Source organism: Flavobacterium adiutor (assembly GCF_048282555.1).
Classification (GTDB): domain Bacteria; phylum Bacteroidota; class Bacteroidia; order Flavobacteriales; family Flavobacteriaceae; genus Flavobacterium.
Genome location: NZ_CP182487.1, coordinates 3282501 through 3298697, shown reverse-complemented (window position 1 = coordinate 3298697; position 16197 = coordinate 3282501). Strand labels below are relative to the sequence as shown.

General features: G+C 35.5%; 14 protein-coding genes, 2 tRNA genes, 2 rRNA genes and 1 pseudogene (1 of these 19 cut by a window edge). 13 read left to right on the top strand and 6 right to left on the bottom strand.

The features are described 5' to 3' along the window. Positions 1 to 5 precede the first annotated feature (5 nt). The 3 genes from ACNC7R_RS13890 to ACNC7R_RS13880 are packed head-to-tail and all read right to left on the bottom strand — an operon-like array spanning position 6 to position 2364. Entirely contained in the window at positions 6 to 839 is an 834-nt protein-coding gene (locus tag ACNC7R_RS13890) for an OmpA/MotB family protein (RefSeq protein ID WP_417941665.1), read from the bottom strand. A 34-nt stretch (positions 840 to 873) separates the two neighbouring features. Continuing rightward, a complete protein-coding gene (locus tag ACNC7R_RS13885) occupies positions 874 to 1893 on the bottom strand; it encodes a glycosyltransferase family 2 protein (protein ID WP_417941664.1) in 1020 nt (339 codons plus the stop codon). 18 nt (positions 1894 to 1911) lie between these two features. Then, the gene (locus tag ACNC7R_RS13880) at positions 1912 to 2364 is read right to left on the bottom strand and encodes a type I restriction enzyme HsdR N-terminal domain-containing protein (RefSeq protein ID WP_417941663.1); all 453 of its coding nucleotides are present in this window, start codon (positions 2362 to 2364) and stop codon (positions 1912 to 1914) included. A gap of 73 nt (positions 2365 to 2437) precedes the next feature. On the opposite strand from ACNC7R_RS13880, the gene holA reads away from it, so the two are divergent. From holA to ettA, 4 genes and pseudogenes are all read left to right on the top strand, one after another. Then, on the top strand, positions 2438 to 3442 hold the full coding sequence (holA, locus tag ACNC7R_RS13875) for a DNA polymerase III subunit delta (protein ID WP_417941662.1): 1005 nt from the start codon (positions 2438 to 2440) through the stop codon (positions 3440 to 3442). A 63-nt stretch (positions 3443 to 3505) separates the two neighbouring features. Further along, the gene (locus ACNC7R_RS13870; RefSeq protein ID WP_163410748.1) at positions 3506 to 3688 is read left to right on the top strand and encodes a CAL67264 family membrane protein; all 183 of its coding nucleotides are present in this window, start codon (positions 3506 to 3508) and stop codon (positions 3686 to 3688) included. 24 nt (positions 3689 to 3712) lie between these two features. Beyond that, positions 3713 to 4101 (top strand): annotated as a pseudogene (locus ACNC7R_RS13865) (four helix bundle protein). Between the two features lie 38 nt (positions 4102 to 4139). Then, positions 4140 to 5831, top strand: a complete 1692-nt coding sequence (ettA, locus tag ACNC7R_RS13860; protein ID WP_417941661.1) for an energy-dependent translational throttle protein EttA — start codon at positions 4140 to 4142, stop codon at positions 5829 to 5831. Between the two features lie 239 nt (positions 5832 to 6070). Here the strand turns inward: ettA and ACNC7R_RS13855 are convergent, their stop codons facing one another. The 3 genes from ACNC7R_RS13855 to ACNC7R_RS13845 form a co-directional block, all read right to left on the bottom strand. Next, a complete protein-coding gene (locus ACNC7R_RS13855; RefSeq protein ID WP_417941660.1) occupies positions 6071 to 6514 on the bottom strand; it encodes a thiol-disulfide oxidoreductase DCC family protein in 444 nt (147 codons plus the stop codon). Between the two features lie 175 nt (positions 6515 to 6689). Further along, a complete protein-coding gene (locus ACNC7R_RS13850) occupies positions 6690 to 6830 on the bottom strand; it encodes a GIY-YIG nuclease family protein (RefSeq protein WP_417941659.1) in 141 nt (46 codons plus the stop codon). Between the two features lie 159 nt (positions 6831 to 6989). Continuing rightward, complete coding sequence (locus ACNC7R_RS13845; protein ID WP_417941658.1) at positions 6990 to 9155, bottom strand: endonuclease MutS2; 2166 nt, start codon at positions 9153 to 9155, stop codon at positions 6990 to 6992. A 134-nt stretch (positions 9156 to 9289) separates the two neighbouring features. Between ACNC7R_RS13845 and ACNC7R_RS13840 the strand changes: the two genes are divergently transcribed. From ACNC7R_RS13840 to ACNC7R_RS13800, 9 genes are all read left to right on the top strand, one after another. Beyond that, entirely contained in the window at positions 9290 to 9955 is a 666-nt protein-coding gene (locus ACNC7R_RS13840; protein ID WP_417941657.1) for a uracil-DNA glycosylase, read from the top strand. Between the two features lie 104 nt (positions 9956 to 10059). Then, the gene (locus ACNC7R_RS13835) at positions 10060 to 11238 is read left to right on the top strand and encodes an AIR synthase related protein (protein WP_417941656.1); all 1179 of its coding nucleotides are present in this window, start codon (positions 10060 to 10062) and stop codon (positions 11236 to 11238) included. A 114-nt stretch (positions 11239 to 11352) separates the two neighbouring features. Then, positions 11353 to 11709, top strand: a complete 357-nt coding sequence (locus ACNC7R_RS13830) for a hypothetical protein (protein ID WP_417941655.1) — start codon at positions 11353 to 11355, stop codon at positions 11707 to 11709. A 32-nt stretch (positions 11710 to 11741) separates the two neighbouring features. Further along, positions 11742 to 12353, top strand: a complete 612-nt coding sequence (locus ACNC7R_RS13825) for a GNAT family N-acetyltransferase (RefSeq protein ID WP_417941654.1) — start codon at positions 11742 to 11744, stop codon at positions 12351 to 12353. Between the two features lie 41 nt (positions 12354 to 12394). Beyond that, a complete protein-coding gene (locus ACNC7R_RS13820) occupies positions 12395 to 12838 on the top strand; it encodes a hypothetical protein (protein ID WP_417941653.1) in 444 nt (147 codons plus the stop codon). 953 nt (positions 12839 to 13791) lie between these two features. Further along, positions 13792 to 15305: ribosomal RNA gene (locus tag ACNC7R_RS13815) — 16S ribosomal RNA — on the top strand. 129 nt (positions 15306 to 15434) lie between these two features. Further along, a tRNA-Ile gene (locus ACNC7R_RS13810) sits at positions 15435 to 15508 on the top strand. 91 nt (positions 15509 to 15599) lie between these two features. Further along, positions 15600 to 15673 (top strand) — tRNA-Ala (locus ACNC7R_RS13805). 164 nt (positions 15674 to 15837) lie between these two features. Further along, a 23S ribosomal RNA gene (locus ACNC7R_RS13800) occupies positions 15838 to 16197 on the top strand; it runs 2522 nt beyond the window's last position. Together the 16S and 23S rRNA genes with 2 tRNA genes alongside form the textbook arrangement of a ribosomal RNA operon.

Genomic DNA, 16197 nt, shown 5'->3' with positions numbered 1-16197 from the left:
AATACTTATTGCTGTTGTTTTTTCATTTCTTTTTCAATCATATCATAGAACTGATCGATTTTTGGCATTACAACAATACGTGTTCTTCTGTTTTTACCTTTGTTTTCAGGAGTGTCGTTTGCTACTAATGGTACATAAGAACTTCTACCTGCTGCAATTAATTTAGCAGGATTTACTCCTAAATCATTAGTCAATACTCTAACGATAGAAGTAGAACGTTTCACACTTAAATCCCAGTTGTCAAGTAATACACCGTTACTTCTGTAAGGAACGTTGTCTGTATGACCTTCAACCATACATTCAAAATCAGGTTTGTCGTTCACAACTTTTGCTACTTTTGCTAAAACTGATTTAGCTTTATCAGTTACATCGTAGCTTCCGCTTTTAAACAGTAATTTATCAGCAATAGAGATAAATACAACTCCTTTTTCAACGTTAACTTCGATATCTGGGTCGTTGATTCCCACAGCACCTTTTAAACTCGTAACTAATGCCAGAGTTACACTGTCTTTTTTAGTAAGAGCATCTTGAAGTCTGGATATCTTAAGATCTTTCTCTTTTAAGCTTTCTAATGATTTCTCAAGATTTTCAGCTCCTTTAGTAGTTAAAACTGTTAGATCTTTGGAACTATTTATTAAATCCTGATTGTGCTCTTTATAGCTTGCAGCTGTGGCAGCCAGACCAGCTTTTTCTTCAAGACAGGCATTCAGTTTAACTGTGCATGAATTTAAAAGGTCTTGAGTTTCTTTGTTTTTAGCTTCCAATTCAGCATATTTCTTTTTAGAGACACATGATGTCAGAGCCATTAGGACTGTTAAAGCAATTGCTATTTTTCTCATAATGTTAAATTTAATTAGACGTTGATTTACAAATTTAATTCTTAATATTTTGATTAGTGTTAAAGATTTCTTTAAAAAAAGTCAATTTCTTTATATAATATATGAAAACGATACTTTTTACAGTGTAGTATTTCTGTATTTGAAAATCTTTTCTCTTTTTTAGATAAGATACTGACATGCAGTAAAATGAAAAATGCGCATGTAAAACTGCCAGCGTATGTTTAAGTTTTCCTTGTGTTAAAAATCGGATTCCGGCAATCCCGTCTAAGATCATTCTGAATAAAATAATAAAAAATAATTCCCTTTTCGGAAGATTTTTCACCAGCATCAAAAGTGAATTTCTAAAATTCAGATATGTTTTTTTGGGGTTGCCTTGTTGTAAAGTTGCCCCTCCAACATGGTAAACAACAGATTTAGGATGATATTTAATGATATGTCCTTCATTTGCTGCACGCCAGCATAAATCAATTTCTTCCTGATGAGCAAAAAAAGATTCATCGAATCCTTCCAGCTCATCATAAACTTCTTTCCTGATAAAGAAACACGCTCCAGAAGCCCAGAATATTTCACAAGCATCATCGTATTGACCCTTATCTTTTTCGATAGTGTCAAAAATGCGCCCCCTACAAAATGGATATCCGTATTTATCAATAAAACCACCCCCAGCTCCTGCATATTCAAAATATTCTTTATTCTTAAAATCAAGGATTTTAGGCTGGATAATAGCCGTTTGTTTTTCTGCTTCGAAAGTTTCAATTATGGGTTTAAGCCAGTTTTCTGTTACTTCAATATCCGAATTGACTAAAGCATAAATTTCAGCATTAACTTCTTTCAATGCATCATTGTATCCTTTAGCAAAGCCATGATTGCCAGTATTTTTAATGATTTTTACGGTTGGAAAATGGTGTTGAACAAACTTCAGAGAATCATCTGTAGAGGCATTATCTGCTACATATATTGCAGCATCGGGAGAAAACCGAATTACTGATGGCAAAAATTGTTCTAATAATTTTATTCCATTCCAATTTAAAATGACAACAGCAATTTTATCCAAAAGTAATATTTTTATAATTTAATAAATTTCTTTGTAATCCGGTAGGGATTTTAAAAACTCATATTTTTCATTTTCAAAATCCATCTGACAATAATAATGATGCAGACCATTTGTGACTTCCAAAAACCGTGCCTGCATTGTCATGTTATAACGGGCAATCTGATCAAAAGTTGCTTGCGATATTTTTACTTCGGGTGCTTTGCATTCTACTAATATATGAATAGAGCCATCCGGATTAAAAACGACAACATCATACCGTTTTCGTAACCCATTGACCGTTAAAACTTTCTCTACGTTTATGAGTGATCTGGGGTATTTTTTTTCATTCATTAAATAATGAACAACATGCTGACGAACCCATTCTTCGGGGGTAAGAATTATAAATTTTTTTCTGATTTCATCAAAAATGGACACTTTATTTTCGTTATTTTTGAATCGAAAATTATAGATTGGAAAATTTAATCGCTGCATAAAGCAAAAATATTAAAATAGTTTCAGGTTTCAGGTTTAAAACTTGAAACTTTAAACTTGAAACAAAATTTGGATGGACGAAGTTGTAAAAATTGTTAATGATATAAAAGCAGGAAATATAAAGCCAATTTATTTTTTAATGGGTGAAGAACCTTATTATATTGATAAATTATCGGAATATATTGAACAAAATGTTCTTTCAGAAGAAGAGAAAGGATTTAATCAGACGGTTTTATACGGAAGGGATGTTTCTGTAGAAGATATTGTTTCAACAGCAAAGCGCTATCCTATGATGGCAGACCGCCAGGTTGTTATTGTAAAAGAGGCCCAGGAATTGTCAAGGACGATTGATAAAATAGAATCTTATGTCAATAATCCAATGGAAACAACAGTTTTGGTTTTTTGTTATAAGTACAAAACACTTGACAAACGTAAAAAAGTGACTAAATTATTAGCACAAAACGGAATCGTATATGAAAGTAAAAAATTATACGAAAATCAGGTAGGAGACTGGATTAAGCGTGTTCTGGCCGGAAAAAAATATACTATTGACCCTAAAGCAAATGCCATGTTAGTAGAGTTTTTAGGGACAGACTTGAGTAAAATCAATAATGAACTTGAAAAACTACAGATAATTTTACCTCAGGGTACTATGATTACGCCCCACCATATTGAGGAAAATATTGGTTTCAGTAAAGATTATAATGTTTTTGAACTGAGAAAAGCAATTGGGGAACGCAATCAGTTGAAAGCGTATAAAATTGCCGAAAATTTCGCTCATAATCCAAAAGAATATCCACTTGTCATGACAACGGGATTGGTTTTTGGATTTTTCGTACAGCTTTTAAAATACCATGGACTAAAAGATAAAAATCCAAAAAATGTAGCTGCTGCAATAGGAGTAAATCCTTATTTTTTAAAGGAATATGATTTGGCCATAAAGAATTACCCCATGCGAAAAGTAAGTCAGATTGTTGGGGCTTTGCGGGATATAGACATAAAAAGTAAAGGTGTTGGAGCCAATGCTTTACCCCAATCTGATCTGCTAAAAGAAATGCTGTATAAAATTTTTAATTAAGCCGTGAAAATTCACGATATTTGCATTTCACAAAAAATACCTCTTTAAATTAATTACACAATTATGGGAATGAATAAGAATACCGTTTTAGGATGGGCTACTTTTATAATGGTACTTATGGGATTGTTGCTAATAGGTCTTGGGATTTTTAGATACAGTGATGTGTCTGGCTGGGGCTTTGGTGCTGTTGGTGTTGGTTTTTTTGCTAATGCCTGGGTTTTTAATGCTTTAAAAGGCAGGGTTTAGGTTTGTTGTTTATAGTTTGTTGTTATGGCGAGAATAGATAAATTTGAAGATTTAGAAATTTGGCAGAAAGCAAGAGAATTATGTGAATATGTTGAGTTATTATCCAAACAACAACTTTAAAAACAAATTATTCACTAAAAGATCAAATAGATAGGAGTTCAGGATCTGTAATGGATAATATTGCAGAAGGTTTTGAAAGAAATGGGAATAGAGAATTTATACAATTTTTAAGTGTAGCAAAAGGTTCAGCTGGAGAAGTAAAGTCACAATCTTACAGAGCTTTTGATAAAAAAATGATTTCAGAAGAACAACATTTGAAATTAAATGAAATGACTGAAATTAAAAAAAATAAAATAGGAGCAATGATGAATTATTTAAGAAATTGTGAAATCAAGGGGCTTAAATTTAAGTAATTTAACAATAATAATAAACTAAAAACAATATACATAATATGTCAGACGATAAGAAAGTAATTTTCTCAATGCAGAAATTGAGTAAAACCTATCAGGGAGCAGACAAACCGGTTCTTAAAAATATTTACTTAAGTTTCTTTTACGGAGCCAAAATTGGTATTCTGGGACTTAACGGTTCCGGAAAATCTTCTCTTCTAAAAATTATTGCAGGTGTTGATAAAAACTATCAGGGAGATGTAGTTTTTCAGCCTGGATATACTGTTGGATATTTAGAGCAGGAACCAATTCTTGATGATTCTAAAACCGTTATTGAAATTGTTCGTGAAGGAGCGGCAGAAACTATGGCAGTTTTAGAAGAGTACAATCAAATTAATGATTTATTTGGTCTTGAAGAAAACTATTCAGATCCGGACAAAATGGATAAACTGATGGATCGTCAGGCGGCTTTGCAAGACAAAATTGATGCTCTTGGTGCGTGGGAAATTGATACCAAATTAGAAATCGCAATGGATGCTTTACGTACACCGGAAGGAGATACACAAATCAAAAACCTTTCAGGAGGTGAGCGTCGTCGAGTAGCTTTATGCCGTTTGTTATTACAACAGCCGGATGTATTGCTTCTGGATGAGCCTACCAACCACCTTGATGCAGAATCTGTACTTTGGTTAGAGCAGCATTTAGCCCAATATTCAGGAACTGTAATTGCTGTAACGCACGATCGTTACTTCCTTGATAATGTTGCGGGTTGGATTCTTGAGTTGGATAGAGGAGAAGGTATTCCATGGAAAGGAAACTATTCTTCCTGGTTAGATCAAAAATCAAATCGTTTGGCTCAGGAAGAAAAAGTAGCTTCTAAACGCAGAAAAACGTTGGAGCGTGAGCTGGAGTGGGTTCGTCAGGGGGCTAAAGGACGTCAGACGAAACAAAAAGCACGTTTGCAGAGCTACGACAAATTATTAAATGAAGATCAAAAACAATTAGACGAAAAATTAGAAATTTATATACCGAATGGTCCTCGTTTAGGAACTAATGTTATTGAAGCTAAAAATGTTGCAAAAGCTTTTGGTGATAAATTATTATACGATAATTTGAATTTTACTTTGCCACAAGCTGGTATTGTTGGAATTATCGGACCTAACGGTGCTGGTAAATCGACTATTTTTAAAATGATAATGGGTGAAGAAACTACTGATAGTGGAGAATTTACTGTTGGTGAAACAGTAAAAATCGCTTATGTAGACCAGTCACACGCTAACATTGATCCAAATAAATCGATTTGGGAAAATTTCGCAGATGGTCAGGAGTTGATCATGATGGGTGGAAAACAGGTAAATTCAAGAGCTTATTTATCACGTTTTAACTTTGGTGGCGGTGAGCAGAATAAAAAAGTATCGATGCTTTCTGGAGGAGAACGCAACCGTCTTCACTTAGCAATGACGTTAAAAGAAGAAGGAAACGTATTGTTACTGGATGAGCCTACGAACGACCTTGACGTAAATACGCTTAGAGCTCTTGAAGAAGGTCTGGAGAATTTTGCCGGTTGTGCTGTAATTATTTCGCACGACAGATGGTTCTTAGATAGAATTTGTACGCATATTTTAGCTTTTGAAGGTGATTCTGAAGTTTATTTCTTCGAAGGAAGTTTCTCTGATTATGAAGAAAACAAAAAGAAACGCCTTGGCGGTGACTTAACTCCAAAACGTTTGAAATACAGAAAATTGATTAGATAGTTTTCTAAGATAAATTCCAATTTTTAAAATCCCAAATTCCAAATTGTAAAAGATTTGAAATTTGGGATTTTTTGTTTTTTGTCATTTCGACCGAAGGGAGACTCGAGCGATAGCGAATAGGCGAAGCAAATTACACTATTGAATCCACAAAGATTGATAATTTAGATTACGGATTTTTGCGTGTAAATGACAAACTTTTCGATAATTTAATTGGAATTTGGAATTTTTGATTTGGAATTTTATAAAAACTTAGCTTTCAATTCAGGAGTCGGAATCATACAGCTCTCTTTTTTACCATACCATTTATACCTGTTCTTGGCAATATAATCGTAAATGTAATTTCGAAGTTTTTCTGGTAGAATTTTAAAAACAGAAATTAAACTGTAAATCCCGCCTAATTCTTCTGCAATTTCAATAGCTGCAGATGATTTGTAATAATAAGCGACTCCGGGATTGTACAAAATGATACTGTCAATTTTAGTTTGATCGACTCCAATATAACTGCAAATTTCTTTTCCCAAATCAGATTGCAAAGCAACAAACCTAAAAACATCTTTTTTATCGTGTTTGATAATGAATTGTACAGCAGAGTTACATAAGTTGCAAACGCCATCAAAGAGGATTATTTTTTTGTTCCCGACAGTCATTGCGAGGAACGAAGCAATCTCACTATGTACTTCCATTTTAATTTGTATTATTCAATCATTATATTTTCTATTTCTTCAAACAAATCTTTCCAGCTTGGATTCATCGAACGAATTAAATCATTTTTTGCTTCTCTTGAACCTGCTTTGATTTGTTTTTCTCTTGTAATCGCATCTTCAATCCATTGAAATTGCTCATAATAAACTAAAATATTTACATTATAACGAGCTGAAAATGAATTTGGATATTTTTGTTTTTATGTTCTAAAATTCTTTGAGGAAGATTTGAAGTTACACCAGTGTAAACAACTGTTTGGTATTTATTGGTTATGATGTAAACAAATCCTGGTTTCACTTTTTTGTCTTTGCGAGGAACGAAGCAATCTCATTCCTATTGATTATTTATACTATTTTCTACTTTAATGAAATAAACAAAGCAATCTCACTTCTCTGTATTCTAGACTTACTCATTTTAGTGTGGTTGCTTCGTTCCTCTCAATGAACTTTACGGGTGTTATTTTTTAACCGCTTCTACCAATTCCAGTTCATCCAGACTTACTTTCGATGTAAAAATCCCGTAATTTACTGTTGCTTTATTTTTTTCAATAGCATCAATACTTCCGACAGATCTTCCTTCAAGCATTCGCACACGATCACCGACTTTTAAAATTGGTTTTGGTTTTTCTACAACCGGTTTAAGTTTCTTCTCTTTTTTCTCTTTTCGTATTTCTTCAACTTTTACATGTACTTCAGCAATAATTTCTTTTTGTTTTTCAACTTTAGCCTTGGTTTCTTTTGGAGTTGCTTTTTTACGTTTGGAGTTTTCTATTTCAACAATTTTCAGGAATTCTCCAATAAGTTCTTTTTTGTTTTTATTGTTGAAATATTTCTCAGCAATATCATCGATTTTTTGGCCGATGTAAATTATTTTTTGATTACTATCATACAATTCCTGGTAACTTTCCAGTTTTTGCTGGATTCGGGTATTGATGTTTTCCATCTTTTTACTTTCTTCACGAGCTCTGGTTTCTTCTTCTTTTAAAATCAAAGAAGTTTTTTCCAGTTTCGATCTTTCTTTCTGAAGTGTTGCGATAGTTTTATCAAAACGGACTTTCCCCACTTCAATTTTCTTTTTCGCACGATTAATCAGTCCAAAAGGAATACCATTTTTCTGGGCAACTTCAAAAGTAAACGAACTTCCGGCCTGACCTAAAGCTAATTTATACATTGGTTCCAATGATTTTTCATCGAACATCATATTCGCATTCGTTGCGTAGGGCAGTTCGTTAGCCAAAATTTTTAAATTAGAATAATGCGTTGTGATAATTCCGAAAGCTTCTCTGTGATAAAATTCTTCAAGGAAAATTTCTGCCAGAGCACCTCCAAGTTCAGGATCAGAACCTGTACCAAACTCATCAATTAAAAACATAGTCTTATGATTACATTTCTTCAAAAAGTAATTCATGTTTTTTAATCGGTAACTATACGTACTTAAATGATTTTCGATAGACTGATTATCTCCAATATCGGTTAAGATTCTGTCAAATAAAAATGTTTCACTTCTTTCATGAACCGGAATTAAAATTCCGGATTGCAGCATTAATTGTAATAGTCCAACCGTTTTTAAGGAAATGGTTTTTCCTCCTGCATTTGGACCCGAAATGACAATAATTCTGTTTTCCTGTTTTAATTCAATAGTCTGCGGATGCGTCACCTCTTGTTTTTGTTTATTGTTTAGATACAAAATAGGATGATACGCTTCTCTAAAGAACAATCTTCTTTCTTCTGTAATCGTTGGTAAAATTCCGTTGATTCTGTTAGCGTATTTTGCTTTTCCGGCAACAACATCAATGTCACTTAAAAAATCCTGATATTCAATCAATAAAGGGAGATATGGTCGGATCACATTGGATAAGTTTTTTAAAATTCTCGTAATTTCTTCTTTTTCTTCGTATTCTAAATTCGCTAATTCTCTTGAATATTTCAAAGTAGCTTCAGGTTCGATATAGGCTATACTTCCGGTTTTAGAACTTCCTAAAATAGAACCTTTCACTTTACGACGATACATGGCTAAAACCGCTAAAACACGACGGTTTTGTACAAAGCTTTCTTTAATGTCATCCAGATATCCTAAACCATTATATTGAGTAAGTGCAACACCAAAACTTTGGTTTACTTTTCCACGAACCAAATTCATGTTCTGACGAATTCCGGAAAGAGTTGGAGAAGCATTGTCTTTAATTTCTCCATATTTGTCTACAATGGCATCAATCGAAGTGATGATATCTTTAGTCAGTTCTACACGTGACGCTCTTGCATTTAAGTTTGGATAATAGTCATCGAACTTTCGTAAGAAATTCAATAAGACATTTGTCGTTGCAGAAAGATTGGCAATTTTTCTGAAACTTCCCACTTCCAGAAAACTGTCTTCAATGGCCAAAAACTTAATTTCATGCGAGATGGCGTCAAATCCGTGATTCGGAATGGCGTTGTTATTTTCAAAAGACGAAACATATTCTGAGGTCTGCATTAAGGCCTGCATCAAAGTTTCTTTGTCTCTAAATGGTTTTATTTGTAAAGCTTTTTCTTTTCCAATATCGGTATTACAGCCATCTGAAATGGTTTCGAGAACGGTTGGAAATTGTAAGTCTTGTAATGTTTTTTCGGTAATACTAATCATTTAATTTCTTTAAGAAAGTGATGGCAAAAATACAAAAAATAGTAGCATTGAATACGGTAAAGTTCATATGAGTTATTTTATTTGCTCACAATATGATTTCAATAAAAAAATCCTGAAATTCGCATAAAAAAAGTATGGACGTAAAAGTGCATGATTCCTGGAAGCCGGTTTTGAATGAAGAATTTGAAAAACCATATTTCACCGAATTGATTTCTTTCGTAAAATCTGAATACACTACAAAAGTTTGTTATCCAAAAGGCAACCAGATTTTTTCCGCTTTCGATCATTGCCATTTCGATCAGGTAAAGGTGGTGATTATCGGACAAGATCCTTATCACGGACCCAATCAGGCAAATGGATTGTGTTTTTCTGTAAATGACGGAATCCCGTTCCCGCCTTCTTTATATAATATTTTCAGGGAAATTGAAACAGATTTAGGTAAACCCCTTCCTAAAACGGGTAATTTAGAGCGTTGGGCAGATCAGGGTGTTTTTCTTTTAAATGCTACCTTGACAGTCAGACAATCCGAAGCCGGAAGCCATCAGGGAAAAGGCTGGGAGAAATTTACGGATGCTGTTATTAAACAAATTTCTGCTAAAAAAGAAAATGTCGTTTTCCTGCTTTGGGGAGGTTTTGCACAAAAAAAAGCAACTTTGATTGATGATTCAAAGCATCATATTTTAAAATCTGGACATCCTTCGCCTTTAAGTGCTAACAGAGGATTTTGGTTTGGAAACAAACATTTTAGCCAGACAAATACTTTCCTGAAAGCAAAGGGACTAAAAGAAATTGAATGGTAACATTTTAAGCTAGATTGGATTTTTTTGTCAATCAAACTTACGAATCATCAAAGAATTAAAAAAAGGGATTATCTTTGCACCACATTCAACACAAACTAAGTTTCATGAGTTCAGATTCTAGCAAGAGGTACGCACAAAGAGGTGTTTCGGCATCAAAAGAAGACGTCCACAACGCCATAAAAAATATTGATAAAGGTTTATTTCCGCAGGCTTTCTGTAAAATCGTTCCTGATTATTTAACTAACGACGAAGAACATTGCCTGATTATGCATGCCGATGGAGCTGGTACAAAATCGTCTCTGGCTTATATGTACTGGAAAGAAACCGGAGATATTTCAGTCTGGAAAGGAATCGCTCAGGATGCTTTGATTATGAATATTGATGATTTATTATGTGTTGGAGCAACCGATAATATTCTGCTTTCTTCTACTATCGGAAGAAATAAAAACTTAATTCCTGCCGAAGTAATCTCTGCAATCATCAACGGAACAGAAGAATTAATCAACGAATTGAAATCTTTCGGTGTAACGATTCACTCAACAGGAGGAGAAACTGCCGATGTTGGGGATGTAGTTCGTACTATTATTGTAGATTCAACTGTTACAGCCCGTATGAAACGCTCGGATGTTGTTGATAATGCCAATATTCAGGCTGGAGACGTAATTGTAGGTTTGGCTTCTTTTGGTCAGGCAACTTACGAAAAAAGCTATAACGGCGGAATGGGAAGCAACGGATTAACATCTGCTCGTCACGATGTTTTTGGGAAATATTTAGCTAAAAAATATCCTGAAAGTTTTGACGCAGCCGTTCCAGAAGAGTTGATTTATTCAGGTCAGGTTAATTTGACTGATGAAGTTGAAAACTCTCCAATAAATGCAGGTCAATTAGTGCTTTCACCAACCAGAACGTATGCGCCAATCATTAAGAAAATTTTAGATACCTATACCCCAGACGATATCCATGGAATGGTGCATTGTAGTGGAGGAGCACAGACTAAAATTTTACATTTCGTTCAAAATTTACATATTGTAAAAGACAATTTATTTCCGGTCCCGCCATTGTTCAAACTGATTCAGGAACAATCAAAGACAGACTGGAAAGAAATGTATCAGGTTTTCAACTGCGGTCATCGTATGGAACTTTATGTGCCTGAAAATATTGCTCAGGATATTATTGCGATTTCAAAATCATTCAATGTTGATGCACAAATCGTAGGAAGGGTAGAAGCTGCTGATGTTAAAAAACTGACCATCAAAAGTGAATACGGAACTTTCGAATATTAAAATATATAACTATTAGCTTTATCAGGAGCTAATCCCGTTATTCGCTGTATCTTTTGTGGCGAACCCCGCCACAAAAGGATGCCGCTGCTATCGGGGCTAAAACACGACCTCGTTATGTATGAACTGCTTTTTTGGAGATATCTAGACGAAATTTACCTGAACAATCAGGAAGTTTATGAAACTTTACTTGAAAAGAAGGAAGTTGAAGGTCTTGAAATTCTTCCCATACAGGTAATCCTCAATAGAATCAGCTCAGTTTTCTCACAATGGGAAAAAGTGGATGAAAACAGCTGGAAAAATAATACCGGAAAAGGAGCTTTTCAAATTATTACTACACCACAAAGCATCAAAATAGACTGTTACGGAACCGAAGGCAAAACGATGAACAAACTGGTAGATTTACTGGAAGAGTTCAAATGTCCTTTATATGATCCACAAGTTCCGGAACGATATGACGAAATGTGCGAGTAACTTTTCCCTTTTATAAATTTAAAAATTCCTTCATGACATCAGATTTTAATTTCGCAGATAATATTGTTTTAGAAAATGATTTTGTTTTATTGCGCCCCTTAAAGGAATCTGATGTCGACAATTTATTAGAAATCTCAATCAACGAACCTGAAACATGGAAATATTCTTTAGTAGGCGCTGACGGAAAACAAAATCTCATCCATTATATTCAGTCTGCTGTAAAAGCAAGAGAAGCTGAAAAAGAATTCCCTTTCATAGTTTTCGATAAAAAATCCCAAAAATACGCAGGTTCAACCCGTTTTTATGATATAAATTTACATTTTAAGACCCTTCAGTTAGGATATACCTGGTACGGTTCTGCATTCAGGGGTACGGGACTTAATAAACATTGTAAATTTTTATTGCTTCAATTTGCATTTGAAACTCTCGGATTAGAACGTGTAGAATTCCGCGCTGATAATAATAACGAGCGAAGTATTGCAGCCATGAAAAGTATCGGCTGTAAAGTCGAAGGTGTTTTAAGAAGTCATATGCCGACATCAGAAAAAGGGATTCGCCGCGATTCTATTGTTTTAAGTATTCTTAGGAATGAATGGTTTGAAGAAGTCAAAGAAAAACTAAAACAAAAATTGAAAACTTTATAAAGAGTTCACGAAATTTACATTTAAAAAATTAATAGCGAAATATGAAAATAAATCTAAAATCAGGAATTGATAAATTGCTTTTTGGTATGAAGCAAAAGGATGTGACAGCTGCTTTAGGAAAACCTGATAAGAATTACAAGGATGAAGACGATAATGTCATTTTTGTTTACAATGCACATAAAATCAGATTAACATTTTACCAGGAAGAAGATTTGAAATTAGGATATGCAGTTGCTTCCAGTAATGATTTGGAGGTTTTCGGATTTAAGTTAATTGGGAGAAAAATTGCTGATGTAAAAAAAGATCTGGCAACTAAAGGAATTACAAAATATACTCAGGAAACTTTTGATACCTTCGAAAATTACTTTAATGAAGATAACTGGTTTATTTTGCAGACTGAATTTGATGAAGTGGTGAAATTTGAAATTGGTGCCATCATTAATAATAAAGATGAATTTGATTGGAAGTTCCCTGCTAAGAAATAAGATCTTGAATATTTACTAAAAACCAATCCCGATAGTTACTTAATACTATCGGGATTGTTTTTTATACATATATATAATAGTATAGCAGGAGAGTTTATGCAGTCTGATTGAAGTTTAAAAAAAAGGGTATTTACTTTTAATAAGGAGCTTTTTCCCGCTATTGGTTCCAATCTTTTGCTTTTTAAAGAAAAAAGCAAAAGTATTTTCACTTCTATCGGGGCTATGAAGTGCTTTTTAAAGAGAAATAGCTGTAGAAAAGATATAATCAAAGCTTTTCAGGGTGAAAAGAAGTTTTTTCAAAACATAACTTTTGTTCAGCAAACAGTATTAAAGATTAAAAACTCCTCAAAAACGGAATTCAAAAAGCATGCTGAAATAAGGGAAAATCAGTTTGTAGTAGAAAAAACTTACAATTTTTCAAAAAAGTCTAATCTGTAAGGAATTTGTTATGAGTTAGTTAATAAAAAAGGTTTAAAAAGATTGAAAAAATATAAAAAAAAGAGTTGTAAATGTAAATAAAGGTGTTACTTTTGCACCCGCAATAACGAAAGGCGTTCACTGAAATACTGGCAAGCACTCTGATTGAGAGAAAAAAGATTTTCAAAAAAAAAAGATTAGAAAAAGCTTGTGAGATTTGAAAAATGCTTTTACATTTGCACCCCGTAAAACACGGAAAGTTCGTTGAGAGATTGAAAGAAAAAGGAGAAAAAAGAAACGAAAAAAAAGTTTCAATTTTTTTAAATTTTTCTTGCAGGAAACAAAAAGAATTTTTACTTTTGCACCCGCTTTGAGAAACAAACGATAAGCGAAAAAAATAAAGAAAATTACGTTCGTAGACATATTGAATTGACAGCCGTTTTAACAGAGATGTTAGGACAAAAGAATAAGAGTAATGGAATCGATAGATTAGGGAAGAACCGATAGATATTCATCGCAATATAATATTAAAATATACGATGAAGAGTTTGATCCTGGCTCAGGATGAACGCTAGCGGCAGGCTTAACACATGCAAGTCGAGGGGTAGAAGTCTTCGGGCTTTGAGACCGGCGCACGGGTGCGTAACGCGTATGCAATCTACCTTTTACAGGGGGATAGCCCAGAGAAATTTGGATTAATACCCCATAGTATAGTGAGTTGGCATCAACCTACTATTAAAGTCACAACGGTAAAAGATGAGCATGCGTCCCATTAGCTAGATGGTAAGGTAACGGCTTACCATGGCTACGATGGGTAGGGGTCCTGAGAGGGAGATCCCCCACACTGGTACTGAGACACGGACCAGACTCCTACGGGAGGCAGCAGTGAGGAATATTGGACAATGGGCGCAAGCCTGATCCAGCCATGCCGCGTGCAGGATGACGGTCCTATGGATTGTAAACTGCTTTTGTACGAGAAGAAACACTCCTTCGTGAAGGAATTTGACGGTATCGTAAGAATAAGGATCGGCTAACTCCGTGCCAGCAGCCGCGGTAATACGGAGGATCCAAGCGTTATCCGGAATCATTGGGTTTAAAGGGTCCGTAGGCGGTTTAGTAAGTCAGTGGTGAAAGCCCATCGCTCAACGGTGGAACGGCCATTGATACTGCTGAACTTGAATTATTAGGAAGTAACTAGAATATGTAGTGTAGCGGTGAAATGCTTAGAGATTACATGGAATACCAATTGCGAAGGCAGGTTACTACTAATGGATTGACGCTGATGGACGAAAGCGTGGGTAGCGAACAGGATTAGATACCCTGGTAGTCCACGCCGTAAACGATGGATACTAGCTGTTGGGCGCAAGTTCAGTGGCTAAGCGAAAGTGATAAGTATCCCACCTGGGGAGTACGAACGCAAGTTTGAAACTCAAAGGAATTGACGGGGGCCCGCACAAGCGGTGGAGCATGTGGTTTAATTCGATGATACGCGAGGAACCTTACCAAGGCTTAAATGTAGATTGACCGTTTTGGAAACAGAACTTTCGCAAGACAATTTACAAGGTGCTGCATGGTTGTCGTCAGCTCGTGCCGTGAGGTGTCAGGTTAAGTCCTATAACGAGCGCAACCCCTGTTGTTAGTTGCCATCGAGTCAAGTCGGGAACTCTAACAAGACTGCCAGTGCAAACTGTGAGGAAGGTGGGGATGACGTCAAATCATCACGGCCCTTACGCCTTGGGCTACACACGTGCTACAATGGCCGGTACAGAGAGCAGCCACTGTGTGAGCAGGAGCGAATCTATAAAGCCGGTCACAGTTCGGATCGGAGTCTGCAACTCGACTCCGTGAAGCTGGAATCGCTAGTAATCGGATATCAGCCATGATCCGGTGAATACGTTCCCGGGCCTTGTACACACCGCCCGTCAAGCCATGGAAGCTGGGGGTGCCTGAAGTCGGTGACCGCAAGGAGCTGCCTAGGGTAAAACTGGTAACTAGGGCTAAGTCGTAACAAGGTAGCCGTACCGGAAGGTGCGGCTGGAACACCTCCTTTCTAGAGCCTCATATGTTAGTGGATACACACGTTGGGGATAAAAGATGATTATTTATAAAGTTCTGAATTGAAAGATTTGATTACTCTTGCTGTTAATTTAAAAAAATAATGAAAATTAAGTAAAAACAGAGTCTCGTAGCTCAGCTGGTTAGAGTACTACACTGATAATGTAGGGGTCGGCAGTTCGAGTCTGCCCGGGACTACTATTTAACTTAAAAAAAAGGAAATTTTAGAGGTTGAGTAACCGTTTTAAGTACTGTTAACTAAAAACTGTTAACTGACAACTAAAAAATGGGGGGATTAGCTCAGCTGGCTAGAGCGCCTGCCTTGCACGCAGGAGGTCAACGGTTCGACTCCGTTATTCTCCACGAAATAATTGAAAATTATCAATTGATAATTATTAATTGTTAAAGTTCATTGACATATTGAGATAAGAAAAAATTAAAAAGTAGAAAGCGTTTTTTATTATTAGTAGTAATACAAATAAAAGAAAACAAAAAAAACGGTCTTGTTTTAAGTAACAAGATTGGTACAATAAGCAAAATAAGGGCGTATGGGGGATGCCTAGGCTCTCAGAGGCGATGAAGGGCGTGATAAGCTGCGAAAAGCTGCGGGTATGGGCACACACCATTTGATCCGCAGATACCCGAATGGGGCAACCCACTATGTTGAAGACATAGTACACCGATAGGTGGGCAAACCCGCTGAACTGAAACATCTAAGTAGGCGGAGGAGAAGAAAACAAAAGTGATTCCGTAAGTAGTGGCGAGCGAACGCGGATTAGCCCAAACCAATGTTGTTATGGCAATGTTGGGGTTGTAGGACCACGATATTTTATGTACACGGAACCAGAAGTTACTGGAAAGTAGCGCCAAAGAGGGTGATAGCCCCG

What these genes read in the sequence shown, in the direction of transcription:
- holA (WP_417941662.1), top strand. Translation starts at nt 2,438, where the DNA reads ATGGACGAAGTTGTAAAAATTGTTAATGATATAAAAGCAGGAAATATA.
- ACNC7R_RS13890 (WP_417941665.1), bottom strand. Translation starts at nt 839, where the DNA reads ATGAGAAAAATAGCAATTGCTTTAACAGTCCTAATGGCTCTGACATCA.
- ACNC7R_RS13845 (WP_417941658.1), bottom strand. Translation starts at nt 9,155, where the DNA reads ATGATTAGTATTACCGAAAAAACATTACAAGACTTACAATTTCCAACC.
- ettA (WP_417941661.1), top strand. Translation starts at nt 4,140, where the DNA reads ATGTCAGACGATAAGAAAGTAATTTTCTCAATGCAGAAATTGAGTAAA.
- ACNC7R_RS13840 (WP_417941657.1), top strand. Translation starts at nt 9,290, where the DNA reads ATGGACGTAAAAGTGCATGATTCCTGGAAGCCGGTTTTGAATGAAGAA.
- ACNC7R_RS13830 (WP_417941655.1), top strand. Translation starts at nt 11,353, where the DNA reads ATGTATGAACTGCTTTTTTGGAGATATCTAGACGAAATTTACCTGAAC.
- ACNC7R_RS13835 (WP_417941656.1), top strand. Translation starts at nt 10,060, where the DNA reads ATGAGTTCAGATTCTAGCAAGAGGTACGCACAAAGAGGTGTTTCGGCA.
- ACNC7R_RS13825 (WP_417941654.1), top strand. Translation starts at nt 11,742, where the DNA reads ATGACATCAGATTTTAATTTCGCAGATAATATTGTTTTAGAAAATGAT.
- ACNC7R_RS13880 (WP_417941663.1), bottom strand. Translation starts at nt 2,364, where the DNA reads ATGCAGCGATTAAATTTTCCAATCTATAATTTTCGATTCAAAAATAAC.
- ACNC7R_RS13855 (WP_417941660.1), bottom strand. Translation starts at nt 6,514, where the DNA reads ATGGAAGTACATAGTGAGATTGCTTCGTTCCTCGCAATGACTGTCGGG.
- ACNC7R_RS13870 (WP_163410748.1), top strand. Translation starts at nt 3,506, where the DNA reads ATGGGAATGAATAAGAATACCGTTTTAGGATGGGCTACTTTTATAATG.
- ACNC7R_RS13820 (WP_417941653.1), top strand. Translation starts at nt 12,395, where the DNA reads ATGAAAATAAATCTAAAATCAGGAATTGATAAATTGCTTTTTGGTATG.